27 protein-coding genes are annotated in these 25,645 nt (G+C 47.1%); 18 read left to right on the top strand and 9 right to left on the bottom strand.

Translation table 11 applies throughout. The annotated features are described in order from the left end of the window. Positions 1-72 precede the first annotated feature (72 nt). The 6 genes from BLS44_RS07235 to BLS44_RS07210 all read left to right on the top strand — a co-directional run bounded on the left by BLS44_RS07235 (position 73) and on the right by BLS44_RS07210 (position 7,741). Positions 73-951, top strand: a complete 879-nt coding sequence (locus BLS44_RS07235; protein WP_090389384.1) for a lysophospholipid acyltransferase family protein — start codon at positions 73-75, stop codon at positions 949-951. 108 nt (positions 952-1,059) lie between these two features. Then, positions 1,060-2,331 (top strand): TlpA family protein disulfide reductase, encoded by a 1,272-nt coding sequence (locus BLS44_RS07230; protein ID WP_090389383.1) that lies wholly within the window; start codon positions 1,060-1,062, stop codon positions 2,329-2,331. Beyond that, entirely contained in the window at positions 2,328-3,902 is a 1,575-nt protein-coding gene (locus tag BLS44_RS07225) for a sensor histidine kinase (protein WP_090389382.1), read from the top strand. The genes BLS44_RS07230 and BLS44_RS07225 overlap by 4 nt, the downstream gene beginning before the upstream one ends. Positions 3,903-4,168: 266 nt before the next feature. Next, positions 4,169-5,263, top strand: a complete 1,095-nt coding sequence (locus tag BLS44_RS07220) for a TlpA disulfide reductase family protein (RefSeq protein WP_090389381.1) — start codon at positions 4,169-4,171, stop codon at positions 5,261-5,263. A 56-nt stretch (positions 5,264-5,319) separates the two neighbouring features. After that, positions 5,320-6,972, top strand: a complete 1,653-nt coding sequence (locus tag BLS44_RS07215) for a sensor histidine kinase (protein WP_090389380.1) — start codon at positions 5,320-5,322, stop codon at positions 6,970-6,972. Between the two features lie 19 nt (positions 6,973-6,991). Continuing rightward, positions 6,992-7,741 (top strand): LytR/AlgR family response regulator transcription factor, encoded by a 750-nt coding sequence (locus BLS44_RS07210; protein WP_090389379.1) that lies wholly within the window; start codon positions 6,992-6,994, stop codon positions 7,739-7,741. A gap of 20 nt (positions 7,742-7,761) precedes the next feature. On the opposite strand, the gene BLS44_RS07205 is transcribed toward BLS44_RS07210, so the two are convergent. Beyond that, positions 7,762-8,097 carry a cupin domain-containing protein gene (locus BLS44_RS07205; RefSeq protein WP_090389614.1) on the bottom strand — a complete coding sequence of 112 codons (336 nt, stop codon included), beginning with the start codon at positions 8,095-8,097 and terminating at the stop codon, positions 7,762-7,764. A gap of 125 nt (positions 8,098-8,222) precedes the next feature. Between BLS44_RS07205 and BLS44_RS07200 the strand changes: the two genes are divergently transcribed. Genes BLS44_RS07200 through BLS44_RS07190 form a run of 3 tightly spaced genes read left to right on the top strand, consistent with a single transcriptional unit; the run spans position 8,223 to position 9,618 of the window. Beyond that, positions 8,223-8,849 (top strand): RNA polymerase sigma factor, encoded by a 627-nt coding sequence (locus BLS44_RS07200; protein ID WP_245729132.1) that lies wholly within the window; start codon positions 8,223-8,225, stop codon positions 8,847-8,849. A gap of 11 nt (positions 8,850-8,860) precedes the next feature. After that, positions 8,861-9,202 (top strand): hypothetical protein, encoded by a 342-nt coding sequence (locus BLS44_RS07195; RefSeq protein ID WP_090389378.1) that lies wholly within the window; start codon positions 8,861-8,863, stop codon positions 9,200-9,202. A gap of 50 nt (positions 9,203-9,252) precedes the next feature. Beyond that, the gene (locus BLS44_RS07190) at positions 9,253-9,618 is read left to right on the top strand and encodes an Hsp20/alpha crystallin family protein (RefSeq protein ID WP_090389377.1); all 366 of its coding nucleotides are present in this window, start codon (positions 9,253-9,255) and stop codon (positions 9,616-9,618) included. Between the two features lie 13 nt (positions 9,619-9,631). Here BLS44_RS07190 and BLS44_RS07185 read toward each other — a convergent pair whose 3' ends face one another. Both BLS44_RS07185 and BLS44_RS07180 read right to left on the bottom strand, forming a co-directional pair. Continuing rightward, a complete protein-coding gene (locus BLS44_RS07185) occupies positions 9,632-10,222 on the bottom strand; it encodes a Crp/Fnr family transcriptional regulator (RefSeq protein WP_090389376.1) in 591 nt (196 codons plus the stop codon). 50 nt (positions 10,223-10,272) lie between these two features. After that, the gene (locus BLS44_RS07180; protein ID WP_090389375.1) at positions 10,273-10,986 is read right to left on the bottom strand and encodes a ThuA domain-containing protein; all 714 of its coding nucleotides are present in this window, start codon (positions 10,984-10,986) and stop codon (positions 10,273-10,275) included. A 157-nt stretch (positions 10,987-11,143) separates the two neighbouring features. Here BLS44_RS07180 and BLS44_RS07175 point away from each other — a divergent pair, with 157 nt between their 5' ends. Next, positions 11,144-11,770: a DUF4332 domain-containing protein gene (locus BLS44_RS07175; protein ID WP_090389374.1), complete on the top strand. Its 627-nt coding sequence runs from the start codon at positions 11,144-11,146 to the stop codon at positions 11,768-11,770. A 162-nt stretch (positions 11,771-11,932) separates the two neighbouring features. Next, the gene (locus tag BLS44_RS07170) at positions 11,933-13,030 is read left to right on the top strand and encodes a DUF5700 domain-containing putative Zn-dependent protease (protein WP_143019691.1); all 1,098 of its coding nucleotides are present in this window, start codon (positions 11,933-11,935) and stop codon (positions 13,028-13,030) included. On the opposite strand, the gene BLS44_RS07165 is transcribed toward BLS44_RS07170, so the two are convergent. Beyond that, a complete protein-coding gene (locus BLS44_RS07165) occupies positions 13,021-14,109 on the bottom strand; it encodes a COX15/CtaA family protein (RefSeq protein WP_090389372.1) in 1,089 nt (362 codons plus the stop codon). The two genes, BLS44_RS07170 and BLS44_RS07165, sit on opposite strands and share 10 nt — an antisense overlap. Before the next feature lie 180 nt (positions 14,110-14,289). Here BLS44_RS07165 and serS point away from each other — a divergent pair, with 180 nt between their 5' ends. The 5 genes from serS to BLS44_RS07140 all read left to right on the top strand — a co-directional run bounded on the left by serS (position 14,290) and on the right by BLS44_RS07140 (position 18,417). Further along, positions 14,290-15,582 carry a serine--tRNA ligase gene (gene serS, locus BLS44_RS07160; protein ID WP_090389371.1) on the top strand — a complete coding sequence of 431 codons (1,293 nt, stop codon included), beginning with the start codon at positions 14,290-14,292 and terminating at the stop codon, positions 15,580-15,582. A 121-nt stretch (positions 15,583-15,703) separates the two neighbouring features. Beyond that, the gene (locus BLS44_RS07155; protein WP_090389370.1) at positions 15,704-16,162 is read left to right on the top strand and encodes a mobile mystery protein A; all 459 of its coding nucleotides are present in this window, start codon (positions 15,704-15,706) and stop codon (positions 16,160-16,162) included. Beyond that, entirely contained in the window at positions 16,153-16,746 is a 594-nt protein-coding gene (locus BLS44_RS07150) for a mobile mystery protein B (RefSeq protein ID WP_090389369.1), read from the top strand. The genes BLS44_RS07155 and BLS44_RS07150 overlap by 10 nt, the downstream gene beginning before the upstream one ends. Before the next feature lie 88 nt (positions 16,747-16,834). Continuing rightward, positions 16,835-17,449, top strand: a complete 615-nt coding sequence (gene pnuC / locus BLS44_RS07145; protein ID WP_090389612.1) for a nicotinamide riboside transporter PnuC — start codon at positions 16,835-16,837, stop codon at positions 17,447-17,449. After that, positions 17,446-18,417 carry an AAA family ATPase gene (locus BLS44_RS07140; protein WP_090389368.1) on the top strand — a complete coding sequence of 324 codons (972 nt, stop codon included), beginning with the start codon at positions 17,446-17,448 and terminating at the stop codon, positions 18,415-18,417. The genes pnuC and BLS44_RS07140 overlap by 4 nt, the downstream gene beginning before the upstream one ends. A 21-nt stretch (positions 18,418-18,438) precedes the next feature. Here BLS44_RS07140 and BLS44_RS07135 read toward each other — a convergent pair whose 3' ends face one another. Next, the gene (locus tag BLS44_RS07135; RefSeq protein WP_143019690.1) at positions 18,439-19,230 is read right to left on the bottom strand and encodes a hypothetical protein; all 792 of its coding nucleotides are present in this window, start codon (positions 19,228-19,230) and stop codon (positions 18,439-18,441) included. 234 nt (positions 19,231-19,464) lie between these two features. On the opposite strand from BLS44_RS07135, the gene BLS44_RS07130 reads away from it, so the two are divergent. Both BLS44_RS07130 and BLS44_RS07125 read left to right on the top strand, forming a co-directional pair. Next, entirely contained in the window at positions 19,465-19,782 is a 318-nt protein-coding gene (locus BLS44_RS07130; protein ID WP_090389366.1) for a c-type cytochrome, read from the top strand. 98 nt (positions 19,783-19,880) lie between these two features. Continuing rightward, on the top strand, positions 19,881-20,210 hold the full coding sequence (locus BLS44_RS07125; protein ID WP_090389365.1) for a hypothetical protein: 330 nt from the start codon (positions 19,881-19,883) through the stop codon (positions 20,208-20,210). Positions 20,211-20,403: 193 nt separating this feature from the next. Here BLS44_RS07125 and BLS44_RS07120 read toward each other — a convergent pair whose 3' ends face one another. The 4 genes from BLS44_RS07120 to BLS44_RS07105 all read right to left on the bottom strand — a co-directional run bounded on the left by BLS44_RS07120 (position 20,404) and on the right by BLS44_RS07105 (position 25,468). Continuing rightward, positions 20,404-21,195 (bottom strand): glycoside hydrolase family 25 protein, encoded by a 792-nt coding sequence (locus tag BLS44_RS07120; RefSeq protein ID WP_176954343.1) that lies wholly within the window; start codon positions 21,193-21,195, stop codon positions 20,404-20,406. A 58-nt stretch (positions 21,196-21,253) separates the two neighbouring features. Then, on the bottom strand, positions 21,254-21,883 hold the full coding sequence (locus BLS44_RS07115) for a transposase (RefSeq protein ID WP_245729131.1): 630 nt from the start codon (positions 21,881-21,883) through the stop codon (positions 21,254-21,256). Between the two features lie 216 nt (positions 21,884-22,099). Continuing rightward, entirely contained in the window at positions 22,100-24,457 is a 2,358-nt protein-coding gene (locus BLS44_RS07110) for an ATP-dependent helicase (protein ID WP_090389363.1), read from the bottom strand. A 66-nt stretch (positions 24,458-24,523) separates the two neighbouring features. Continuing rightward, complete coding sequence (locus tag BLS44_RS07105) at positions 24,524-25,468, bottom strand: UDP-3-O-(3-hydroxymyristoyl)glucosamine N-acyltransferase (RefSeq protein WP_090389362.1); 945 nt, start codon at positions 25,466-25,468, stop codon at positions 24,524-24,526. Positions 25,469-25,645: the final 177 nt, after the last annotated feature.

Below are 25,645 nucleotides of genomic sequence, written 5' to 3'. Positions count from 1 at the left end.
AAAGTTCAAGGTTCTACATTTAATGTTTGAGGTTATGCGGTCCGCCGAACATTAAATTTTAAACATATTGCCGTGTATTATATTGTTTACGGTTTTTTATATTTATGCTCCCTGCTTCCACTGCCGGTGCTATACCTGCTGTCTGATTTTTTCTATGCAGTAGTGTACTACCTCATCGGTTACCGCAAAAAAGTAGTGATGAACAACCTGGCCATCGCCTTTCCGGAGAAAACAATGGAAGAACGGGAACGCATTGCCAAGGATTTTTATCATAAATTCATCGATTCGTTTGTAGAAACCGTTAAGCTGCTTTCTGCCCCGGATCTCTTTTTTGAAAAACGCTTCACCGGCAACTGGGAGATGATCAACCGCTATTATGATGAAGGCCGCAGCGTACAGCTTCACCTCGGGCATACCTTCAACTGGGAGTGGGGCAATGTGCAGGTGGTACGAAAGATCAAACATACTTTTTTGGGTGTATACATGCCCATCAGCAGTAAACCCCTGAACCGGGTCTTTAAAAAACTGCGCTCCCGCAGCGGGGCGGTCCTGTTAAGTGCCGGCAATCTTACCCGGGAATTCATTCCTTATCGTCACAGCATGTATTGCCTGGGGCTGGTGGCCGACCAGAGCCCCGGCCGCCTGCACAAAGCAAAATGGTTCACTTTCTTTAACCGGAAAACAGCTTTTACGATTGGTCCGGCCAAAAGCGCCGTCACCAACAATGCCGTGGTGCTTTTTGCTGCTATTGAGCGAAAAAAAAGAGGGTATTATCATGTAACATTCACGCTTGCTGAGGAAAATCCAAAGAACAACAGTACCGAAGCACAGCTTACGCAGCGCTTTGTTGCCTTCCTGGAAGCCACCATCCGCAAAAACCCGGATATGTGGCTCTGGAGCCACCGCAGGTGGAAGCATGAGTGGAAAGAGGGGGATGTGATGGGGGAATGATGCCCGTTTACACATAGAGGGTTGTCAAATACACAGTATCAGCGTTCCGGTTTGCCCCTGCCGGGTACTTTTGTTATTTCAAAAGACAATTACCCAAACCTTCGCCCAATGAAAAAATTCATCTTTTCATGCACTGTGCTGCTCCTGGGGTACAAAGGTCCCGCACAGGAAATACGGATTCCTTTTACCCTGCAAGACGGCTACGGGCCCTTTTACAGAACGATCAGCACCATAAGTGCAGATAAAAGCCCCGGTAACAAGCCGCCTTTAAAAGGAGTTCCTTCAAACCTCGACAGCGTTCAATTGAAGGTTATTACAATTATCCCACATCAATATCAGTATCAAAACCTATTTACGGCCGGGACCAAAGAAGCGCAGCCTGGTACACAGTCATACAACTGGGCAGAAAAGGCAGCCAAAGAAAGGCTTACAGAAAAGGGTATAAACTGTTTTTTAAATATCGCCGCCGGCATCAATAAAAAAACAGGCAGAACAGAAGTCGTCATTGACCAAAACCATAATGATGATTTCAGCGATGACACCACCTTCACACCGGCAGGCCCGGGTAGTCTTAAAGACACGCGGATGATGGAACGCGCAACCATTCCCATAACATTCGAAAGATACAATGGCAAAAACACTATTACGGAAAAAGCCCGTGTTCTGGTGTCGATGAATGCTGCAGGAACCATCATGTTCAATTTCTCACAATTCGGCAGCGCTGTCTGGAACGGCTATCATTTTTACATAAGCCCCCGGTATTTCATGAGCCTGTCCTACGTGAACAGCGACCTGGTCTTTGGAGCAAACCGTTCGGCAACCGATAAAACCCCGTTAGACCAGATCCTGCAACAGGGCCAATTCCTAGTGATAAAAAGCCAACCATACCAGTTCCTGGGAGTAGATATCCTGACACAGCATATCCGGTTAAAAAAAATACCAGAAAATGATCCTATATATTCCGATCAAATCGGCTACCAGGCACCATCGTTCAGAGGGAACAAGGTTGTGAACAATCATTTGATGAACATAGCCGACATGCGCGGAAAGTATCTTTTTATCGACTTTTGGGCCACCTGGTGCAAACCATGCCTTGCACAGCTGCCCGCCATTCAAGCCTGCTATCAATTAGCCGACACATCAAAAATTCAATTCATAGGTGTTGGGGTCGATAGCCCGGAAAAGGATCTGGAAGCAACCATCAACCGGTTTCAACTCAGCTATCCTAATATAGTACCCGATAGCGGGATAGAGAAAAAATACAACATCCAGGCCCTGCCTGCCAATGTGCTGATCGGCAAAAATAATATTATCATAGCCAAAGACATTTCAATAGACAGTCTTAGTGCTTTTTTCAAAGAAAATGACCTGCTTAAATGAAACCCTGTAGCCTCATCGTATGCTTTATATTCCTGTCATCCGGACTTCTCTGCCAGGCGCAAAAGGCACTGCCAGTGGTTGATCTTGGACCCATACCCTTCTTTGATTCAACAAAAATGATAAAAGCCGTGGAGGGTTCCCCGTTTCCCACGCTTTTCAATATATTTCTTATACAAAAGCCCTTGCAGGCACGGGAGCAATACTATGACGGCTTTACAGACACATCATTAAGAAACGGCATCAAAAAGCTCAATGCCACCACCTATCAAATCGATGTAAATGATATATCAAAAAAAATCATTCTGGTTAACTCCTTTGAAGCCGGCTACAGCTTTGAAGTGTCTAACAACCAGGACCCCAATCCGGCAACGATCAGCTGGCGGCCTTATGACCAGGCAAATTCCTTCGCCGATCGTTCCTTATCCTTTGACCCCTATTTTACCAGTTACAGTCTATTTGACAACCGGAGTAAAAAGAGGCTGGCTCAATTCCGTTTTAGCTATACCTTTCCTGAGCCAATTCCGATCTTAATTACTACTGACACGGCTTTGATCGCAAAAAAGAAAAAAAATGCAGGGCACAATTTCAGCCCATCCGTACCAGCAGATAAAGTTTCGATTTCCCCCTTCTTTACAACGGACAAAAGCCATGTGCTGATCTTATTTGAACATTTTTTAAGGAACGCCCGGTCAGAGAAGCTGGATCAACTGGAATATAAAATAAATAACAGCGACTGGAGCAGCACCGCCCTGTCCTACACGCCCTCCCTACTCCTTGAAGATCTGCAGCCGGGGAAGTATCTGCTGTACGTAAAGTACTCAGCCGAAAAAGCGAAACTCCTGAAATTTGAACTAGAGATCCTGCCCCCTGTAAAGCACTCCATCTTATGGTGGGCTTTGGGCAGTGTAGTACTGTCTGCACTTCTCTTTTACACCATTTACAGGATACGGATAAAAGCCGCCCAGCAAAAAGCCCAAAAGACCCGGCTGGAGCTGCAGGCCATCCAAAGCCAGCTGAACCCGCATTTTATGTTCAATGCGCTGGGCTCTGTCCAATACCTGATGCATAATAACGAAAAGCAGAAAGCCGATCATTACCTCACCGAGTTCAGTGCGCTGCTGCGCAGTTCGCTCAGTAATAACGAAAACGAAATGATACCGCTTTCCCGCGAGCTGCAGGTGCTGAACAGCTACATCGCCCTGGAGCAGCTACGCTTTGGCTTCCGGTATCAATGCACCATCGGCAGGGAAATAGCACCAGATACCATCCCCGTTCCCACGCTCCTCATGCAGCCGCTGGTGGAAAACGCCATCAAACACGGCCTTTCTTCCCTGCGCGAAAAAGGGCTGCTTGAAATACGGGTACAGCAACAGGAAAGTGATCTGCTAATAGCAATCACCGACAATGGCCCGGGGTTTGCACCCGCACAGCTGTATACCGGGCTGGGAACAAAGCTGGTTAAAGAACGGATCGGCCTGCTCCGGCGAAACGGTTACCAGGTTGAACTTTCTTTTGCCACCGATCAAAAAAACGAAACAAAAGTCTGCCTCAAATTCAGGAACTGGGCCTGATACCCTTTAATTTCAGTTTATGAAAACCATTATCATTGACGACGAGCCCAACAATATCCGTTTGTTACATTCCAGGAAATCATCCATTCGTAAGCCCGGATGCATCGGGGCCACCGCAGATTAATGCATGAATGGAAAGAAGGAGCCGCAATGGGAGAATAGCAACTCCCCAAGTGGAACATTGACACAGTTTACCCTACCAAATACACATTTAGCAGGAAACACATCTTTCAAACTGGCCAGTTTTGTAAAAAAACAGGACCGCAATGGCAAAAGCATTTTTCCTACTTATCGTATTTACAGCAAACAGCCTTTTTGCGCAAAAGGGGTTCACCATTAAAGCAACCCTCACCGGCTTTCCGGAAGGTTCAAAGTTTTATTTATTAAACCTCGATTTAAGCACCCAAAAAGATTCTGCTTTTTTAAAGAACGGAACTTTAAAATTCAACGGGCGCGTTTCGGAGCCTGCTACATTCCGACTCTACCTCGATCCGAAAGAGAGCAAGGATTTTATTTACACCACTCTATGGGTAAGCAACCAGGTTATCGACTTCAGGGGAAGTAAAGACCGATTCAGTGATTTGCAATTTGAAAGATCACCGCTGAATGACATTTTCATGGCGGTGAACAGCAAAACATCTGGTCTGTATAATGTAAGAGACAAGCTAATGGATCAGCTTCTGCAGGATAATTCAAAATCAACGGCATTTGAAACAAGCATAAAGGAAATAGATAAGGAAATTTTAGCCATACGTCTGCATACCATTGCAACATTGACGCCCTCCCTAATTACCATTAAAGAATTATTCTTCCTCAGGAATGATCTGACAAAAGATAGCCTTCAGCTACTATTTAACAAATTTCCTCCCGGCCTTCAGCAAACCAAATACGGCAAAATAATTACACAGTATTTAGCAACAGATCAATTAAAAGTGGGAGCGGCATTCGCTGACATAAAAGGTAAAACGCTAAGTGGTAAGGAGACCCGGTTATCCGATCTAAAAAACAAGATAATCCTGCTCGATTTTTGGGCAGCCTGGTGCGGGCCCTGTAGGGGCAATAATCAACAACTTGCAGATTTATATAACCGGTATAAGGACAAGGGCTTCGAGATCGTTAGCTTTTCGATTGATACGGACTTTGAATACTGGAAAGAAGCGGCTCAAAAAGACCGTATCAGCTGGACGAACATTTCCGATTTAAAAGGCTTTTATAGCGAAGAGGCGGCTAAATACAAAATAAGGGCCATCCCCAAATCTTTTTTAATTGACAGAAACGGCATTATCATTGAGATATTTGATGGTTACAACGCTAACCATAAAGCGGCACTGGAAAAAAAGCTATCCGGATTAATAAAATAAGAAGCAACTTTCTATTGTTAATCGAATATTTTTGGGTCAACAACAATACCAGCAGCATGATGCGTTTATCCCTGATTCTTTTGCTATACTGCCTGCTTCTTTACAGCCCATCCTACGCACAGGAGTTCAGGGGAGCGGTAGAAACAAAGGCCGGGTTTTTATCATCCAATTCCAACGGTTTAAAAAAATACAAAAATAAAATTGCGGACGCAAAGGACCTGGACAGGCTGTTAAAAGACTCCATAAAATTTAAAGACATCAATCTTTTTCTTCTCCATAAAAAAACAAGCAACAAAAGCCTGGGATATGAAGAGTTTGCCAATGGCCGGGAACTGGAAAACACCTGCAGGAAGATCAACGACAGCCTGTACGAGATTTACATTAACACCCCCTCAAAAGAAGTACTCTTTGCATACAGGGAGAACGACCGTTACGGGCCGGGCTGGTATGGCAAAATGACCGGGGGACTGAACGCCCCCGACGCTATGGGTGGGGATTACGACAGTCTTATCATCAAAACAGGCCGCCAAACAGCTGCTTTCAAATTATATGCATACAATCCTTTCCTCTATGGGTCAGAACTGTTCATATGGGATAAGAAAGAAAATAAAAATGCAATCACATTTAAACTCTTATTCCAATTTCCACAGCCCCAACTGGAAGGAGCTGCCACCGATACCCTGGTCATCAATAAAAAACGGGAAGACCCCAGTTTCAACTGGTACCCCAAATACGACAGTTTAAGACTGGATCATCAAAAAGCTACGATCAAAAAAGGCCAGCAGCTCGTTCTTGTATTTAAGCATTTTCTTGATTATTACCGGTGGAATTATATGGATAACCTGTTCTATCGCATAGATAGTACCTCCGGTTGGAGTCTTACACCGTTAGCATCAACCCCATCCATTTTATTGGAGGACCTCAAGCCCGGAAAACATTTGCTCCAGGTAAAGTACCCGGTGGATGAGGCTCCGGTTTTTACTTACGAAATTGAAGTGCTTCCCCGGATGCGGGATTCCCCGATCTGGTGGGTATTATCAGGCATTGTTGTTTCCGGCGTCGGATTTCTCTTTATTAACAGAAGGCGCCTCCGTGCCGCCCAGCAAAAAGCCCAAAAGACCCGGCTGGAGCTGCAGGCCATCCAAAGCCAGCTGAACCCGCATTTTATGTTCAATGCGCTGGGCTCTGTCCAGTACCTGATGCATAATAACGAAAAGCAGAAAGCCGATCATTACCTCACCGAGTTCAGTGCGCTGCTGCGCAGTTCGCTCAGTAATAACGAAAACGAAATGATACCGCTTTCCCGCGAGCTGCAGGTGCTGAACAGCTACATCGCCCTGGAGCAGCTGCGCTTTGGCTTCCGGTATCAATGCACCATCGGCAGGGGAATAGCACCAGATACCATCCCCGTTCCCACGCTCCTCATGCAGCCGCTGGTGGAAAACGCCATCAAACACGGCCTTTCTTCCCTGCGCGAAAAAGGACTGCTTGAAATACGGGTACAGCAACAGGAAAGCGATCTGCTAATAGCAATCATCGACAATGGCCCGGGGTTTGCACCCGCACAGCTGTATACCGGGCTGGGAACAAAGCTGGTTAAAGAACGGATCGGCCTGCTCCGGCGAAACGGTTACCAGGTTGAACTTTCTTTTGCCACCGATCAAAAAAACGAAACAAAAGTCTGCCTCAAATTCAGGAACTGGGCCTGATACCTTTTAATTTCAGTTTATGAAAACCATTATCATTGACGACGAGCCCAACAATATCCGCAACCTGGAACTGCTGTTACAGGAGCATTGCAGCAACGTACAGATCATTGCCACGGCTATGAATGCCGATGAAGGCCGGGAGGCTATTTTACAGCATCAGCCGGACCTGGTATTCCTGGATATTCAGATGCCCGGCAAAAACGGGTTTGAGTTATTGCAATCCCTGCCATCCCCGGGATTTGAGGTGATTTTTGTAACCGGCTTTGACAAATACGGCATCCAGGCCGTGAAATTTTCGGCCATCGACTACCTGCTGAAACCCATTGTTGTGGCAGAGCTCAAAGCCGCCGTTGATAAAGCCGTTTCAAAAACAGCCGCCAGACACAGGAACAGCCAGCTGGAAAACCTGTTGCTGCTGCTGCAACAGAAAAGCAGCCGGAAAGATCATAAAATAGCGCTGCCCTCTGCAAAGGAGATCCGCTTTGTAAGCCCTGCAGATATTATTTATTGCGAAGCCAAAAACAATTACACGATCTTTTATTTAACAGCGGGGGAAAAGCTCGTCATTGCCAAACCACTTTATGAGTACGATGAGCTGCTGGAAGACTATGGCTTTATCCGCTGCCATAACTCCTACCTGGTGAACCGTTATTTTATCAAAAGTATCCTCAAAGAGGACGGGGGCAGCCTGCTGCTGGAAAACGATGTGCAGCTCCCCATCTCCCGGCAAAAGAAAGAGCAGATCCGGCAGACCCTGCTCAGAAAATAGCCCCGGCCTCACCAGGCTGTTTAAAGAAAATCTACCCGGCAGGGACTGAATGCATCAACCAGCATACCGGCTTCCAGGCAAACACACCCGTGCCATACCTGCGGCGCAACATAAAAACCATCGCCGGCCGTCACGATCCTTTTTTCATTACCGATGGTCATTTCAAAAGAGCCCTCTGCCACATAGGTTGCCTGGGCATGCGGATGCTGATGCGGAACGCCTTCCGCTCCTTTCTCAAACCTTGCCTTAACCAGCATCAGCTGGTCGCCATAACCATAAACCTGCCGCCGCACACCCGGCCCTGCATCTTCCCAGGGAATTTCTTTCCCGATCTGAAAACAATCACTTTGATTCATTACAACTGTATTAAAATTTACCACGCATAACCAGCTACCCCAAAAATGCCCGATTTGGATCATTTACAAAAAAAAAATCGCTGTTTTTTACTGCCAGGGGCCAAAGACAACTAAAAAATCAAAAAATGCGGCCCCGGTTTAAAGTAATTTATCCGGTCGTTCGTCTTATCTTTCTGATGCAGGAGCAAAAACTGGCAATATTGGCAGAAGAAAGAAAACAAAATGTTGTTCAGACCGTAAAGGATTACGGTAAGCGCCTCTTCGGTTTTATCCGTAAAAATGTAAAAACGGATGCAGACGCTGAGGATATTTTGCAGGATGTATGGTACCAATACGCCAATGCCACGGCTACCCAAACCATCGGGCAGGTGAGCGGATGGCTGTTTAAGGTAGCCCGCAACAAGATCACCGACAGGTACCGGAAGAAAAAAGACAACCTGATTGATGATTACCAGTATGAGAATGAAGAGGGCGAAATGCAGTTCAGGGAACTGTTTTTCACCCTTGATAATGACCCGGAACTGGCCGACATCAAAAAGCTGTTTTGGGAAGAACTTTTTGCAGCCCTGGAGGAATTGCCTGCAAACCAGCGGGACGTTTTTATCCTCAATGAGCTGGAAGAAAAGACCCTGCAGGAAATTGCAGACCAGGCCGGGGAAAACCTCAAAACGATCATCAGCCGGAAGCGGTATGCAGTGCTGCATCTGCGCAGCCGGCTGCAGTATTTGTATGATGAATTAATGAACTATTAAATAACAGGATTATGAACTATAAAAAAAGAGGCAGGCGGCCCCGCGTTTTTTTATTTGTGTTGCTGGGCTTTTTGGCTATTCTGCTGTTTGGGTGTATCGTAATGCTCTTATGGAACGCGGTATTGCCCGACCTGCTGGGAACAAAACAGATCACCTACTGGCAGGCAGTAGGGTTGCTGGTCCTTTCAAAGATCATCTTCGGTTTCGGACATGGCGGCCCCCGTCATCACCAGGGGCCCTCAGACCGGCTCCGCCAAAAGTTCAGGAATATGAGCGAGGAAGAACGAAAGGAGTTCAGGGAAGCATGGAAGCAGCGCTGCGGGCAATGGCGGCGTTTTCCCGGAGAACAATAACATTTACCGGGCAGGATGGCCCGAACAATTCAAATTGATAAACCCTTTTTATGTACACACAGGAATACCGAAGGCCCAAAAATAATGTTCCCATCAATATCGAAGAACGGGACGATTGCTACCGGTTAACAGCATATGTGGCCGGATTTCCGGAAAACAATATCCAAACACGCATCGTCAATGATACCCTTATTATTGCCGGTTGCAGTGATGAAGAAGATGTCTTTGCCGAATTTCTCAAGCAGGAATTTCCGGTGAACAGTTTTGAACGCAGCCTGCACCTGAACGGCCTGGTAGATACCACCTGCGTCAACACCCGGTTCAATGAGGGAGTGCTAACCATATTCTTACCCAAGAAACAGGAAACAACGCTGCATCATATCCGCCGGCAACTGGAAGCAGCGCTTCCGGGATAAGTGCCGGCAGCCACTACGACTCCTTCACCGGAAGGCGCGCCGTCCGTTTCCGGATACGGCTGAGGCTTTCGGGTTCAATACCCAGCATGGAGGCAATGTATTTCAGCGGCACCCTGTTGATCATTTCCGCATCATTCTCCAATAACTCCCGGTAACGGATCTCCGGCGATTTTACCATAATATCTACCGTTCGCTGAACCGTAGCCAGGAAAAGAGACTCCGCCATTTTACGGCCAAAACGCTCAAAGGCCTTTGCCCGCTCATAGCCCTTTTGCATATGATCGTAATGCAGCTGGATCAATACCGTATCTTCCAGGGCTCCGATGTTCATACCCGATTTGGAACGGGTAAGAAATGCGGCGTAGTCGCTCGCCCACATATTTTCACGGAAGATCCTGTAGGTATGCTCCTTGCCCTCCGCTTCGTGATAAAAACGGATCAACCCTTTATCGATATAATAAACGTAGTTAGCAACTTCACCCACACGCATCACCGTTTCACCTTTCTTTACGGTTCTTATTTCCATAAGGGGGATCAGGAACGCCAGATCATCTTCCTCAAAATGAAGATAACCTTCCAGGTTGTTGATCAGATTCGTAAACATCGGGGTTTATCTTAAATAACAGGTGTAAAATCACAGGAACCGTTCCGGTTCTATTTCTTTCCAAGCGCATACCGGATCCCTCCCAGGATATGCTTCAGGAATAAGGGGTCGGTATAGGACTCGTTTACATGCCCCAGTTCCGTATAAAAAACACGGCCGCCTTCAAACTGGTGATACCAGGCCATTGGATGCAATGCACCGTTCTTCCCTCCCTCATAGCTCTTTTCGTCGATCGTAATAAGCACTTTTACATCCTTGCTGATATTTTTGAAATTGTACCACTCATCTTTCCGCACCCATTGCGCCGGAAGATGCTTTGTACTGATATGACCCCGGTCGACCACATCCAGGGTAGCTGTCTGCTGTTGAGGATGACTGAGGAACCAGGCCCCCATCATCCGGTTGTACCAGGGCCAGTCGTACTCTGCATCCGTAGCTGCATGGATACCCACAATGCCCCCGCCTTTATGCACATAGTTCTGCAGCGCCTTTTGCTGCGCTTCATCAAACAAAGTGCCGGTCGTGCTCAGAAAAACGATAGCTGCATATTTTTTGAGATTGGCATCCGTAAAGGCGCCGGAGTCTTTTGTGCTGTCTACCGTAAATCCATGTTCCACACCCAGCCGGTATATGGCCGGCAGTCCCGCCTCTATTGATTGATGATAAAAGCCGGCTGTTTTATAAAAAACCAGGACCTTCGGCTTGGCAGCCCAAACGGCAGTTACTGTTACCAGCAGCATTCCTAAAAGTGCGATTCTTTTCATATTAAATTTTAATCCGTTACCAAATCGGTTTTAAAGATAATACGCTTAACCTAAATATAACCCTATAAGACTCATAATCTTAGCAGGAAATGTAAATTCAGGGAAAAAAAACGCCTGAAATCCTTTAATTTTGCGCTTTATATAAATTTTATTGAATATGAAAGATGTCGTATTCTCGCTCCCGGGCGAGGCACTCGGAACAGCCATCTCAGCTGTTTTACTGGGAGACTTTAATAACTGGGATATAGACAAGGCAATCGCCCTGAAACCACACAAGGACGGAACCCTGAAGGCAAAAGTAAAGCTGGAGCCGGGCCAAACCTATGAATATCGCTTTTTACTGAATGACGGGCGCTGGGTCAATGACTGGGCAGCCCAGGGTTATGTGCACAAACAACACTTTGGGATCGACAACTCCGTGATCACCGTTGAAGAAGAGCTGCTGGTTGCTGAGAAAAAAACAAAGACCAGGGCCACTGCAGACAAGGCCGCCAAAACAGTATCCAAAGCTGTAAAGAAAGTAGCAGAAGTGGTAAAAGACGATCTTACCAAGATCGAAGGGATCGGCCCCGCCATTACCAAATTACTGGAGCAGGAGGGCATTCAGAACTTCAGGGATCTTTCCAAAGCGACCATTAAAAAATTAAAAGGCGTTCTGGACGCAGCAGGCAGCAAATTTGCTATGCACGACCCCAAAAGCTGGCCCAAACAGGCAAAGCTGGCTGCCGCAGAAAAATGGGAAGAACTGAAAGCCTTGCAGCAGGAACTCGTAGGCGGTAAATAACCGGGTACCCGCCTGTTTGTATACAATACAGGCAAAAAAGCACAGGATCCTGTCATTGATCGAGCTGCGTGGACGTATCGGTAACCGGTGAAACTGCGCGGATGCCAGGGTTTTGCCCGGCAATAGGCTATTCCTTATCTTGTGCCGTAAACTTTTTCACCTGTGATATATCGATCCCTGGCAGCAGCAGCTTTGCTTTTTTTATGCTTTCCGGCTTGCCGGGCGCAAAACAGCACTAAAGCCAGCCCGGACCAGAAGAACTTCAATGCTATTGACCGGTATTTTGAAATAGCAGACCTGCTGACAGCTGGTAAAATACCCCCGGATACGCTCTGGACGGGGTTCTTTACCTGTAAAGCAAATAAGATCCCTGTTGAGCGCGGTACCCTGGACACTTCGGTGTTTAAAGCGGCCATGCTGAAGGCATATAACAAGAATGTGCCTGCTGCTGTGGATCCGGATGCTTTGGCTTATCACCAGCAATACCGGCAACACCTGCAGGAGTTAAAAAAACATGTTGCATATCTGAAGTCCGCCAATATTGCGCAGGCGGTTAAAAAATACCTGTTCCCCCTGATCCCGGAAACTGCCCGTAATGACTCCGCATTGGGACTGCAATACTATGTGGTTTATGGAGCCGAAGATGCTACAGCCGGCCCCGCGGTCATCGTGAATGATGTTTTACTTTCTTATAAAATTGACCGGTTTGCTTTGGGGGTGTTAAGCGCTCATGAGTCCTATCATGCACTGGCCTATAACCCCTTCTATGAAAAAATCAAACAAGATCTCAATCCTCATGATAACAGGCTGATACTATTAAATGTATTCGTCCTTATTACGGAAGAAGGCGTAGCTGACCTTATTGATAAAAAGATCATATTCGCTTCCGGTTCTCCGTTAAAAAGTGAATGGTCGGATATCGGGACCGGGTACACCGATTCCGCCCGGCAAATGATCCTGGCCTGGGATCGCTTGTTACAGACGCTGAACTCGGATTCAACCATTAACATCTCCTATAAAGACATTTTCGCGGAGCATTCCCGGTACATAAAACTGGCAGGTCACTGGCCCGGGCGGTATATGGCCGAGGTCATACAGAAAAACGGCTTATTGAACTATTTTCTTGCTGATTTCAGAGATCCGCTTGTCTTCATGGAATTATACAATAAGGCGGCAAAGATGGACAAAACAAAGCCTCCAGCTTTTTCAAAAGCATCTGTTGCGTATTTCCGGAAGATCAGGAGCTACTGTTATAAATAAGTTTTGCTCAGAGAGGGATTTGTTGCTGTACGTTCCTGCACAACCGCCGCCTTCCTCACGAGGAACAGGGTAACCACCATGCAAACCAGCAGCAGCATACCCACCAGCTGATGCAGGATGCTCAGCAGCAGTTTATCAGGGGTGAGGTAATGGACAAGCGCCAGTATGCCCAGCACCACCTGTACCAGCACAAGGCTTACAGGCAGAAAACGCATTTTGTACAGCAAGGTTGATTTAGGCAGTCTTATCAGCCGCAAGGTAAAAAACACCATCAGCACAGTGATCAGGTAGGCCAGGCCCCGGTGAATGAACTGTATGGTAATGAGGTTGTGTGTGATATCACTCCAAAAACCGCCTTCATTCAGCATGGATGCCGAGGGGATCATACTCCCGTTGATAGTGGGCCAGGTAATGGAAGCCTTTCCGGCATGGGTTCCGGCCATAAAAGCGCCGTACGTAAGCTGAAGCGTAATAACAACCAGCAGCAGGATATTAAAACCGCGTGTACCGCTGTCTAAGGCGATCTGGTCCTTCCTCACCGTCAGTTTCAATGCAAACCAAACTACGTAACACAGCAACAGTAACGCCGCAAGGAAATGGATTGCCAGCCGGATATGACTCACATAAACCAGGTCGGTACCCACACCGCTGCTTACCATGATCCAGCCGATGGCACCTTGCAGACCACCCAGCAAAAAGAGAATGATCATGGGGCCCAGCATACTCCGGTCGATCTTCTTCTTTACAACAAACCAGATAAAGGGGATCAGGAATACAATGCCGATCAGCCTTGCCCAGTCGCGGTGCAGCCATTCCCAAAAGTAGATGCCCTTAAAATCCGCCAGCGTAAAGTGGTTATGGATGTACCGGAATTGTGCGATCTGCTTATACTTATCGAAGGCTTCATTCCAGGCCTGCTCATTCATGGGAGGCAATGCACCCAGGATCGGCTGCCATTCCGTAATGGAAAGCCCGGAACCGGTAAGTCGGGTCAGTCCGCCTAATAAAACCTGTATGATCAGCATGCCGGCGCCAATAAATAGCCAGGTGGCCACCGGTCTGTTCTTTTGTAATTGCATAACGCGCAAAAGTATTAAATAATTTGGTTCGGGGGTGGAGAATTGAGATTCGGGAATTCAGAGACGGGCGTTCAGCAATCAGCGTTCAGTGTCCGGGAGCCCGATATTCCGTATTACCGGGCTAAATGCGGATCGCTGATCCCTGTTTCTGGTTTATCTTTGCAAAAATTTTTTTGAAGCATGTTGCAATTACAGGTATTACGACAGGACACAGAGGCCGTTAAACAGCGGCTGGCAGTAAAGAACTTTAAGGAACCCGGGCTGGTGGATGCAATCATTGCACTGGACGATCAGCGCAAAAGATCGCAGCTTGAGTTCGACACCACTCAATCCCTCGTCAACAGCGCTTCGAAAGAGATTGGTCAGCTAATGGCCAAAGGCGATAAAGAAGCCGCAGAAGCAAAAAAAGCAGCAGTGGCCGCCGCCAAACAAAAATTACAGCCCATCAGCGAACAACTGGCCCGGGCAGAAAAAGAACTGCAGGAAAAACTGGTACTGCTGCCCAACCTGCCTTCGCCCCTGGTTCCCCGGGGCAATAGCCCGGAAGAGAACGAAGTAGTGCGCGAAAACGGCACCAAACCGGTACTGGCAACGGATGCCGTGCCGCACTGGGATCTGATCAAAACATTTGACCTGGTTGATTTTGAAACCGGCGCCAAAATAACCGGCAGCGGCTTTCCCCTGTATAAGGGCCAGGGCGCCCGGTTACAACGGGCGCTGGTGCAGTATTTCCTGGATCAGAATATAGCGGCCGGATATACCGAATACCTGCCCCCCTTTATGGTAAATGAGGCCTCAGCTTATGGCACCGGCCAACTGCCGGATAAAGAAGGACAGATGTACTATATGCCCGCGGATAATTTTTACCTCATCCCAACCTCGGAGGTTCCGGTAACCAATATTTACCGCGACACGATCTTAAAACAGGAGCAATTACCGGTAAAAATGACGGCTTATTCTCCCTGCTTCCGCCGTGAGGCCGGCAGCTTTGGAAAGGATGTGCGTGGTCTTAACCGGGTACACCAGTTTGAAAAAGTAGAGATCGTACAGCTGACCCATCCGGATAAGAGCTACGAGGCCCTGGAAGCGATGGTAGCCCATGTAGAAAAATTACTGCAAAGCCTGGAGCTCCCCTACCGGATCCTGAGGCTCTGCGGCGGCGATATGTCGTTTACCTCGGCACTTACTTACGACTTTGAGGTATACAGCGCGGCCCAGGAACGGTGGCTGGAAGTAAGCTCTACCTCCAACTTCGAAGCCTACCAGACCAACCGGATGAAGATCCGTTTTAAAGATGAAAACGGCAAAACCCAACTGGTACACTCGCTCAATGGCAGCTCACTGGCATTGCCCCGTATTGTGGCCTGCCTCCTGGAGAACAACCAGCAGGGCGACAAGATCATGCTGCCCAAAGTATTGGTGCCTTATTTTGGAAAAGAGACTATTACAAAACAGACACATACAACAAACTGATTATAAACAGTTTAATATAAAGGGCCAAAAAAAGTCAACTTTAAAGTTGACTTTTTTTATATTTTGTCAATGTATATATTGACTTTATCTGTATTTTTGTCAATGTATACATTGACATTCTATGCAAAAAAGATTGCTACAAATACAACAGCTGGACGCAAAAATGCAACTATATGGTCCGTTACAACACATAAAGGCGCCCTCCACGGGATGGCTAAAGGCCATCCGGACTACATTAGGTTTGTCACTCAAACAATTGGGCAACCGGTTGCAAAAAAGCAAACAAAATGTTGCCATGCTTGAGCAGCGCGAAAAGGACGGGAATATTTCCCTGAACTCCCTACGCGAAGTAGCCGGAGCGCTGGACATGGAACTTATATATGGATTCGTTCCTAAAGATATAACGCTGGAACAACTGATCGACCGGAAGGCGACGGAGCTCGCTACAAAAATTGTGCTGCGGACCTCTCAAAGCATGAAACTGGAAGGACAGCAAAATAAAGATGCCCGTATCAAAAAAGCCATTGGAGAAAAAGCACAGATCTTTAAAACTGAATTGCCAAAAATATTATGGGATTAAAGATCCGCTATACCGCCGGGCAAACACCATTAGATGAAGATGAAAAGGAAGGACTGCTGATTGAAACCATTACAACAAAAGCAGAACTGGACGAATTTGAACAGCTGAATATTGAAAACGCCGTACAATGGACCATGCAGCAGCCATTCAGACGGGAAATCTTTTTTACAGAAACTTTTATTAAGGATTTGCACCAGAAAATGTTCTCAGACACCTGGGCATGGGCCGGGGTATTCAGAAAGACCAATAAAAACATCGGTGTTGATAAACTTGAGATCGGCATTGAACTTAGAAAGCTATTGGACGATACCCTGTTCTGGACCCATAATCAAGTATTTGTACCGGATGAAATAGCGATCCGGTTCAAACACCGTATTGTAAGCATTCATTGCTTTGCCAATGGCAATGGCCGGCACAGCCGCTTGCTGGCCGATGTGATTGCAGCACATATTTTCAGGCGGCCCGTTTTTAGCTGGGGAGCGGCAACAACTTCCCAACAGGATGTAAGAATACACTATCTTCAGGCATTAAAGGCCGCGGACCTTGGCAACATTTACCCCTTGCTTTTATTTGCAAGATCCTGAGCTTCGGCAAGGAACAATAATAAAAATAATTGCGCTGAAAAATATTTTTGACATACAGACCGAGTTTTTTAATGTGCTGGGATACTCCATGAGTTACCTTGAATTTTTTGGCGTACTCACCGGGCTAGCCGCCACCTGGCTTTCGGCCCGGGCCCATATCATCAGCTGGCCGGTAGGCATCATAAACGTGCTGCTTTCCTTCTGGCTGTATTACCAGGTACATTTGTACCCGGATATGCTGCTCCAGGTCTTTTTCTTTATTACCAATCTCCTGGGCTGGTGGCGCTGGGCAAACCCCAAACCAGGTGAGGCCGATACCAAAAAGCAGCTAAAGGTCAGCTTTATGAAACCTGCACAGCTAACGCGCACCATCCTGATAGCCGGAGCCGGAACCTTCCTGCTGGGCAATTTTGCCGGACGCCTGCATGAATGGTTCCCCGCCGTTTTTTCTGCCCCCAGCTCCTTCCCCTTTGCAGACTCTTTCATTATGGTAATGAGCATCCTGGCCACCTTTTATATGATCCAGAAAAAGATCGAATGCTGGATCATCTGGATGCTGGTAGATCTTACCGCTACGGTGCTTTACTATGTGAAAGGCATCCGGTTTTACAGCCTGGAATACCTTGTGTTTACCGGTATCGTACTTATGGGCTTTCTGCATTGGGTAAAGGAATACCGGTCCTATTCATCACAACAGGCATGACGCGCGGATTGGTCATAGGAAAGTTCATGCCCCTGCATAAGGGACATATAGCACTGATTAAATTTGCAGCCTGGCATTGCGACGAGCTGATCGTTTCCATGAGCTATTCGGATAATGATCCCATTGACGGTACCCTTCGTTTTTCATGGATCCTTGAGCAATTCAGTGCAGATCCGAAAATAAAGCCACATATTATCAAAGACGATTTTGATGATGAAACCTTACCGTTGGAAGACCGGACCCGGATATGGGCTCAAAAAATGAAAGCGGTCTATCCCCCCATCCAGGTACTCATCAGTTCAGAACCCTATGGTGCGCCCTTTGCCCGGCATATGAATGCACAACATATCTGCTTCGACCTTGCCAGGGGCCAGGTACCGGTTTCCGCTACGGCCATACGAAACCGGCCATTAACCAACTGGGATTTTATTCCCCGGATCATTCAACCTTATTTTATCAAAAAGATCTGTTTGTACGGGCCGGAAAGTACGGGAAAAACAACCCTTGCCATAAAAATGGCCCGGCATTACCATACCGTATATGTGCCCGAAGCCGCCAGGGACCTGTTGGCCTCCAACGAATTTTCTGCCGCGGACATTGTGGCCATCGGCCAGCTTCAGCATCAGTATATACAGGAACAATCCCAAAAGGCCAGCCGGCTCCTGTTTTGTGACACCGATGCTGTTACCACCGCCATTTACTCCCGCCTGTATCTGAACCATGTTCCGCCGGAGATCTATGAACTGGAAAAACGTACCCGGTATGATCTCCATTTACTACTGGATATTGATACCCCCTGGGTGGCTGATCCGCTAAGGGACCAGGGGCACCGCAGAGAAGAAATGCTGCTGTTGTTTGAGCAGGCCTTGCAGGAGCGGCAGCTTCCTTATATCAAAATCAGTGGCAGTTATCCCGAACGGGAGATCCGGGTAAAAAGTATTATTGATCAGTTGTTGCGATCCGGGTGATTGCGCAGCCAGAGTGCCTCCTTAAAACCGGTAGCCGACTCCTAGCTGGGCCTGCCAAACCGTTTCCATCAGCATTCGCTCGCTCTGATAGGACAAACCATCCTTCCAAACGGCTGCTGCACCTTTCCAAAGCGGCAAGCCCCAGCCCACTGCTGGTATGATGACCCAGTTTTTACCGGTATTGATTTTACAGCCCGTAGTGATCAGCAGCCCCCCGCGATTCACCTTCTGTGTAACAGTGCGGGTAATATAGGTCTTATCCGGAAGGCGCTCCATGTTGTAGTACCGCTGATCCTCCCTCCAGATCAGCAGATCATTCCCGATAAAAAAATTGACACGTGCATGCGGGGCCGGGGTATAACGGACCCCAACCGCACCACCGGCCAGGGTCCCGCCCAGGGCGATCTGCGGGGCAATAACAGCGCTGAGCCGGTTAAAGAAGAAGCGTCTTTCATAGCTTATATAGGCCGCTGTAATTCCATCGTTCATACCAAATCTTTTAAGACCAACCGCCAGCAGGTTGCTACCTTCCTCAAAAGGAGGACGCAGCATCCTTATATGAACGCGTTCCCTGAACGATTTCAGGGGCGGGTCCCCTGCTTCCGTTTGTTTAATAATGCTTCGGACCTGCCGTTTGCTCATCCGGTACCGGTGTCCGCTGCTGTCGCCGGGCAAACGATATACAACCGCATGCTGCCTGCTTTTTATAATGATGGCATCAATAGTATCCTTTCCCAATGTAACAATCCGGTCCTGGCTGAAACAGCAACTGGCAATAACAAGCAGACAAGAGGTCAACAGTTGTTTCTTCATAAATAATAACATAAACGGGGTTCGGGTTTTAGGTTATTGTTCAAAACGCAGGAAAATGATCGTTCGCAACATGACCGCTCTGCATTTCCGTTCAGATCCCAGGATCGTATTTACATACATTCCAGGGCATGCCGGTTTCCGGTATTTTAAATACACTTCATGAAATATAAAAATAATTGTCATAGAATTGTAAGTTGGCTTATTTATTGTTATTTTTATAGAAACAATCGTTTTATGAAAAAAATAATTCTTTGCGCATACATCACCCTGGCAGCAGCTGTTGCCTGTACCCCCAAAGCATCTCCATCCTCTACAGATGCTGTCATTCCGGAGGCAGCCAGTGTTAGCAGTGACCAGGCTACCATCGATGCCGGTCATACGATCTTTACCACAAAATGTACCAAGTGTCATGGGGCAAAAGACAAAGCCGTTGCATCCAAATCCTATGAAGACTTAAGGCCGGTCCTTGCTTCTATGTCAAAAAAAGCAAAGCTGAGCAAGGAAGAGATCCAGCAGGTTTCTGCCTATGTGTATGCCAATGCTAAAAAATAAAGGATAAAATTTTATTCATACCGCACCTCCTTTTAACAGGAGGTTTTTTTATTTTTTAATGGCTTATAGTTAATATTGCAGAAAGCATTTCAGAAAATATGAAGAAAGCAGCAGGTTTAATTTTTGCGTCCATGGTTATCATTTTTGGCTGTACCCGTAAAGCAGCCCCTACTATCCCAGACAGACCTATTGCACCGGTTGCCGGCAATAAGGCGGACACTGCCGACTTTAACTCCAGCAATCCGCTTGTTGCCGGAAAAGCGATCTACGAGATCAAATGTACCAAATGCCATAAAGCAAAAAATGTGACAGACTGGACACAGGATGAGTGGAAGCCGATCCTGAACTCAATGGTGAAAAAGGCAAAACTCAACGATCTGCAGATATCGCAGGTAACACAATATGTAAATGCGCATGCAAAAAAATAGGGTTGCCTGAAGCGCCGCATCACCCCCGGTAAGAGAGGCTGAAAGACCATTGCGGTTATGTGGCCGGTAACTATCGGGGGCGCAGGTATGTTGCTATCGGTACACTTCTGCCTGGCCGGCAGGGAACCAAAAGAATGAGCCTTTGTAGGGTCCCTGTTTGCAAACGGTGATCCGGCCAGCCCCGAACGAGATGCTATTTTATCAAAAATGAGCGGAACGCGGCAGAATCGCCGTTAAAAACATTAAAGTCCACATTCGCGTCGATCCCATTCACATGCCCGGCATCATTATGTTGCCACAGGGTCCAGTCCCGCTTAATGCGCGGCTTCCGTTTTTCATAATAGTGCGCTACCCATAAGGGATAATGATCAAAGGTCTTTCCGAGGTATTGATTATAAAAATCAGCGTTGGTATAGATCACCGGCTTTACGCCGTAATGCTGCTCAACAAGCTGCAGCCATATTTTGGAACGGGCCTGGATCACAGACGCCGGAAGGTTATTGGTTTGCTCCACGTCCAGCACCGGCGGAAGATCGCCCGGCAGCAACGAAACATTCCTGATAAAATTGACCGCCTGTTTTGCCGGATCCTTTGAAGGAATAAAAAAATGGTACGCCCCGCGTGGCACTCCGTTCTTTGCGGCCTGTTTCCAGTTGCGCCGGAACTGCACATCCAGATCTTTTTCACCTTCGGTAGCCTTAATAAAGGCAAAACCGATACCTATATTTCCGATCTTCATGGCATTCACTTCTTTCCAGTCTATCTTTTTCTGATAACGGGATACGTCAATACCATGGAGGGAGTAGGCAACAGGGATCTCGATACCAAACTCGGGGTACCGCTTTACTTCAAGTTCAAACTTCCCGTTCCAGTCCAGCACAAACCATACGCCGATCAATACAGCCAGGGCAAGCAAAGACCCTATGAGTCTCCACTGATAAGTTATTTTTTTCTTTTTCCTTCTTCGTTTTTTCCTGACTGCCATAAAAAACCGGGTCCAAAGACGGACCCGGCAAAATTATTTGATTAAGGCTGATATCTTTCTACCGCCTGTTAAATTTTGTCTTAAATACGCTTTTCCGGTTCTCAATATCATCCAGCGCCAGCTCCACAGCATTGAGCCGCGTTATATTCACCAATCCTCCTGCTCCTGTTTCATAATCAGCAGCAGAGCTGTAAATAAAATCAGATGCATACCGGACAATCCGTTCCTGCACAGGTATATTGTGCAACAGTTCCAGGTGCTCTGCCATGATCTCCGGCCGTGCCAGGTCTATCGAAAGCATCTCTTTCACCCGCTTCCAAACCTCCAGTTTTTTTTGCGCACCCAGGAAACCGTAGTTTTTCTGGAAATGCTCAATCAGCCATTGCCGCCGCTCTTCCGGCTCGTTATAAACGGCTTCTATTATCTTTTCCGTAGTAAATTGCTTAAAGGCTTTTCTGAGCTCCTTAAAGGATACATTTTTTTGCACCTGGCAGATAAGGTGCAGTTTATTGGGCATCAGGCACCACCCATACACGATCAACCCTTTGCTGCTGATATAATGATTCAGTGTGTGCACAATGATCTGTTTGTACACCGGCCTGATAAAGATATCAGTAAGGTCAACGGTTTCCAGTGTTAAAAAGTAACAGCCGTGATCATCAAATGATATAACCCGCTCATTATCCATGACTATTATCCGAATACTTGATTCAACCACATCCATGTCCATTCCGGTGGAATGTTCACTAAATGTTAATGTTTTAATGAGGGCAAAACTTGTTCCAATTATTTTAAATAATCTTCAAATTTTACGGCTTTAAAACACGGATGTTATCGGTTTGATTTTATTTACTTAATAATCAAGGAGTAAGAATAGAACTTTTTTTTAATATTATAAAAAAAATCAGGATAAAATTTTTAAACGGGCGTAATTCAGCAGGATCTTTTTTTCTCCGTTGGCGTCAAACCGGATCTGTGCCATCCTGTTATGCTGGCTTCCTTCCAGTTTCAGCACTTCACCAAATCCGAATTTCTGATGTTCCACTCTCTGGCCCACTGCAATATCATTGATATCGCTGGCCTGAAAGTCTGCGGATGGCGTATGTTCAACAACCTTCTTGGCCTCCGGTTTGGGCCCCAGGTATTCCGGGGTGGTTTTCTTGGTCGGTGGCGGGCCATATCTTTTCTCTGCGGCTGCAGCGTTCTTTCCGCCGTTGCCCCAGCCGCCGCTCATACGCTCATAGGCAGAACCGGTACTTCCATAGCCAAAGGAGCTCTGCATTCTGGTACCTCCGCCCGCATAGGTATTGTCAATATGATCCTGGGGCAACTCTTCAATAAAACGGCTGGGTTCATTTTGTACCAGTGAACCGAATTTATAGCGGGTGTTTGCATAGGTGATCCATAACTTATCCTTGGCACGGGTTACCACCACATAAAACAGCCTCCGCTCCTCTTCCAGCTCTTCCCTTGTATTAATGGCCATGGCATTGGGAAACAACTGCTCTTCCAGGCCGGCTGCAAACACGCAGGAGAATTCCAGGCCTTTGGCAGCGTGAATCGTCATCAGTTTAACGGTATCCGCATCCGGGTCCTTGTTGTCTGCATCTGTCAGCAAGGTGATCTGTTGCAGGTAAGCGCCCAGGCTCTTATCAATAACCTCTCCCTCATCATTATCGGGGCTTTCCACCCATTCTTTGATGGAGTTCAGTAATTCCTGGATGTTTTCATAACGTTGCAGTCCTTCTGTACTTTTATCGTTAAAAAGCTCCTTCACCAGGTTCGTTTGCTTTCCTACATGGAAGGCTACATCATAGGCGTTCTGCTTCTGCAGCATGCTTGAAAAGCTCCTGATCATCGTTACAAACTCCTGGATCACGCTGAGGGTCCCGGCCCGGAATCCCATCTGGTCGGCCCGTTCCAGCACCTCCCACATAGTAAGCTGATGTGTATTGGCCAGCAGCAACACTTTGTCAATAGTAGTTTTTCCGATGCCTCTTACCGGGTAATTGATGATCCGCTTCAGGGCTTCTTCATCCCGGCTGTTCACGATCAGCCGCAGATAGGCCACAAAGTCCTTGATCTCTTTGCGCTGGTAAAAGCTGATGCCGCCGTACATCGTATAGGGAATACTCATGCGGCGCAGCGATTCCTCAAATGCCCGGCTCTGGGCATTGGTCCGGTATAAAATGGCAAAGTCCCTGTTTGAAAAATGATTACGCAGCTTTTGCTCCTGGATCGTATCGGCCACAAACTTGCCTTCATCATTATCCGTCATCGTACGGACGATCCGGATCTTTTCGCCGCTGACATTCTCAGTAAACAATACCTTGGGGATCTGCGCTTTATTATTGCGGATCACTTCATTGGCCGCGTGAATAATGGTTTGTGTACTCCTGTAATTTTGTTCCAGCTTCACCACTTTAACATCATCATAGTCCTTTTGAAATTGCAGGATGTTCTGGATGGTAGCTCCGCGGAAACTATAAATACTCTGGGCATCATCCCCCACCACGCAAACATTCTCGTGCATGGCACCCAGTAATTTTACAATCTCGTACTGGGCGGGGTTTGTATCCTGGTACTCATCAATCATGATATACCGGAATTTATGCTGGTACTTGCTCAGCACTTCCGGAAAACTTCTTAACAGCTCGTAGAACTTCAGCAGCAGATCGTCAAAATCCATGGCACCGTTCTTAAAACACCGCTTGCAGTAGGCATCGTAGATCTTTGCGATAGCCGGCCGGTTGGCACGCAGATCTTCCTGCTGTATATGATAATCGGTTGCGTAATCCATGGGGCTTACCAGCGAGTTCTTTGCCGAGGAGATCCGGTTATAAACCGTTGCCGGCTTATACAATTTATCATCCAGGTGCATTTCATTGATCACCGTCTTCACCACACTTTTGGCATCATCCGTATCATAGATCGTAAAACTGTTAGGATATCCCAGGCGGTGCGCCTCCGAACGGAGGATCCTTGCAAAAACGCTGTGAAAAGTTCCGATGTATAAATTCCGGGCTTCATTGTTCCCGAGTATCCGCTCAATACGCTCCTTCATTTCCCGGGCGGCCTTATTGGTGAAGGTTAGCGCCAGTATGTTAAAGGCATCAACGCCCTTTGCCATCAGGTGAGCAATACGTGTGGTGAGCACTTTGGTTTTTCCGCTTCCCGCCCCCGCAATAATCATCAATGGGCCATCAATATGTAATACGGCTTCTTTCTGCCGTTCATTCAATCCAACTAAATAGTCCTGCATGGCCGCAAGGTACGAAGCAGAACGCTGGTTTAAAAAGATTCCGGTTCTTTTTTGCTAACAGAATGATTAGCTTTTGTTTAACCGTTCCCATATCTGGGGGATCCGTTTTATCCAAACCAGCTCCTTCATCTTTTCCCGGGCGGGAACGGCGGGGCTTCCAAAATAAGACGCTCCTCCTTTCAGGGAAGAGCGCACTCCGCTTTGCGCGTTGATCACTGCCCCCCTGCCGATGGTGAGCGTTTTGCTTACGCCTACCTGTCCCCATAAGATCACCTCATCCTCGATCACAGATGCCCCGGCGATCCCCACCTGGGCAGCAAACAAACAGTTTTTGCCCACCAGGGTATCATGCCCGATGTGCACCAGGTTGTCCATTTTGGTTCCGGCACCGATCCGGGTAACGCCGGTAACCCCCCGGTCGATGGTACAACCCGCACCAATTTCAACATCGGCTTCAATGACCACCGTGCCGCAGCTGGTCATCTTTTTATAATGTGCCTGCCGGTTGGTTTTCTTGTTATAATAAAATGCATCGCTGCCAATAACCGTGCCGCTCTGGATGATCACATTGTCGCCGATGGTACAATAATCCATGATCGTTACGTTGGGATAAATAACACAGTTGGCGCCGATGGTAACATAGTTCCCCAAATACACATTGGGCATCACAACCGTACCGGCCCCTGTTTTTGCCGTAGCCGAAACAGCATCCATCGAAGGTTGAAACGGGCGGAAAGAAGATACGATCTTCAGGTAGGCTTCAAACGGTTCCTCAACAATCAGCAATGCTTTACCCTCCGGTACTTCGTGCTCCGCATTGATGATGATAAAGCTGGCCGCAGAATGAATGCTGGTATCATAATATTTGGGATGATCTACAAAAACAAGATCGCCGTTTTCTACCTGGTGGATCTCATTAATACCTGTAGCAAAAGCCGTGGAATCGCCTACAACTCTTGCTTCAATAAGCGCAGCTATTTCTGAAAGCGGAACAGGATTTTCAAATCGCATATCTTTTTTTTCAAAGGTAGGCGTAACTGGTTGTTGAAGTTCAAAACATCAAAGTTTTTCACATTCCCTAATTTCCGGGGAAGCATTTTGTAAAAAGATCCGGGGATAACAACGCTGTTTTGAAGCTTCGCGTAACGACTGAAGAAAGCAATTTTCAAAACCGGCACATCTCCTTTT

The organism is Niabella drilacis, from assembly GCF_900101395.1.
In the GTDB taxonomy this organism is placed as follows: Bacteria; Bacteroidota; Bacteroidia; order Chitinophagales; family Chitinophagaceae; genus Niabella; species Niabella drilacis.
This window is presented reverse-complemented; position numbering and strand designations above follow the sequence as displayed.

Bases quoted from the DNA above. Each gene is read 5' to 3' on its own strand.
- BLS44_RS07110 (WP_090389363.1), bottom strand. From the start codon at position 24,457: ATGCAGGACTATTTAGTTGGATTGAATGAACGGCAGAAAGAAGCCGTA.
- BLS44_RS07125 (WP_090389365.1), top strand. From the start codon at position 19,881: ATGAAGAAAGCAGCAGGTTTAATTTTTGCGTCCATGGTTATCATTTTT.
- BLS44_RS07140 (WP_090389368.1), top strand. From the start codon at position 17,446: ATGACGCGCGGATTGGTCATAGGAAAGTTCATGCCCCTGCATAAGGGA.
- BLS44_RS07165 (WP_090389372.1), bottom strand. From the start codon at position 14,109: ATGCAATTACAAAAGAACAGACCGGTGGCCACCTGGCTATTTATTGGC.
- BLS44_RS07105 (WP_090389362.1), bottom strand. From the start codon at position 25,468: ATGCGATTTGAAAATCCTGTTCCGCTTTCAGAAATAGCTGCGCTTATT.
- BLS44_RS07220 (WP_090389381.1), top strand. From the start codon at position 4,169: ATGGCAAAAGCATTTTTCCTACTTATCGTATTTACAGCAAACAGCCTT.
- BLS44_RS07120 (WP_176954343.1), bottom strand. From the start codon at position 21,195: ATGGCAGTCAGGAAAAAACGAAGAAGGAAAAAGAAAAAAATAACTTAT.
- BLS44_RS07150 (WP_090389369.1), top strand. From the start codon at position 16,153: ATGGGATTAAAGATCCGCTATACCGCCGGGCAAACACCATTAGATGAA.
- BLS44_RS07230 (WP_090389383.1), top strand. From the start codon at position 1,060: ATGAAAAAATTCATCTTTTCATGCACTGTGCTGCTCCTGGGGTACAAA.
- serS (WP_090389371.1), top strand. From the start codon at position 14,290: ATGTTGCAATTACAGGTATTACGACAGGACACAGAGGCCGTTAAACAG.
- BLS44_RS07155 (WP_090389370.1), top strand. From the start codon at position 15,704: ATGCAAAAAAGATTGCTACAAATACAACAGCTGGACGCAAAAATGCAA.
- BLS44_RS07115 (WP_245729131.1), bottom strand. From the start codon at position 21,883: ATGGATAATGAGCGGGTTATATCATTTGATGATCACGGCTGTTACTTT.
- BLS44_RS07195 (WP_090389378.1), top strand. From the start codon at position 8,861: ATGAACTATAAAAAAAGAGGCAGGCGGCCCCGCGTTTTTTTATTTGTG.
- BLS44_RS07210 (WP_090389379.1), top strand. From the start codon at position 6,992: ATGAAAACCATTATCATTGACGACGAGCCCAACAATATCCGCAACCTG.
- BLS44_RS07175 (WP_090389374.1), top strand. From the start codon at position 11,144: ATGAAAGATGTCGTATTCTCGCTCCCGGGCGAGGCACTCGGAACAGCC.
- BLS44_RS07200 (WP_245729132.1), top strand. From the start codon at position 8,223: ATGCGGCCCCGGTTTAAAGTAATTTATCCGGTCGTTCGTCTTATCTTT.
- pnuC (WP_090389612.1), top strand. From the start codon at position 16,835: ATGAGTTACCTTGAATTTTTTGGCGTACTCACCGGGCTAGCCGCCACC.
- BLS44_RS07185 (WP_090389376.1), bottom strand. From the start codon at position 10,222: ATGTTTACGAATCTGATCAACAACCTGGAAGGTTATCTTCATTTTGAG.
- BLS44_RS07180 (WP_090389375.1), bottom strand. From the start codon at position 10,986: ATGAAAAGAATCGCACTTTTAGGAATGCTGCTGGTAACAGTAACTGCC.
- BLS44_RS07190 (WP_090389377.1), top strand. From the start codon at position 9,253: ATGTACACACAGGAATACCGAAGGCCCAAAAATAATGTTCCCATCAAT.
- BLS44_RS07215 (WP_090389380.1), top strand. From the start codon at position 5,320: ATGATGCGTTTATCCCTGATTCTTTTGCTATACTGCCTGCTTCTTTAC.
- BLS44_RS07130 (WP_090389366.1), top strand. From the start codon at position 19,465: ATGAAAAAAATAATTCTTTGCGCATACATCACCCTGGCAGCAGCTGTT.
- BLS44_RS07205 (WP_090389614.1), bottom strand. From the start codon at position 8,097: ATGAATCAAAGTGATTGTTTTCAGATCGGGAAAGAAATTCCCTGGGAA.
- BLS44_RS07135 (WP_143019690.1), bottom strand. From the start codon at position 19,230: ATGAAGAAACAACTGTTGACCTCTTGTCTGCTTGTTATTGCCAGTTGC.
- BLS44_RS07225 (WP_090389382.1), top strand. From the start codon at position 2,328: ATGAAACCCTGTAGCCTCATCGTATGCTTTATATTCCTGTCATCCGGA.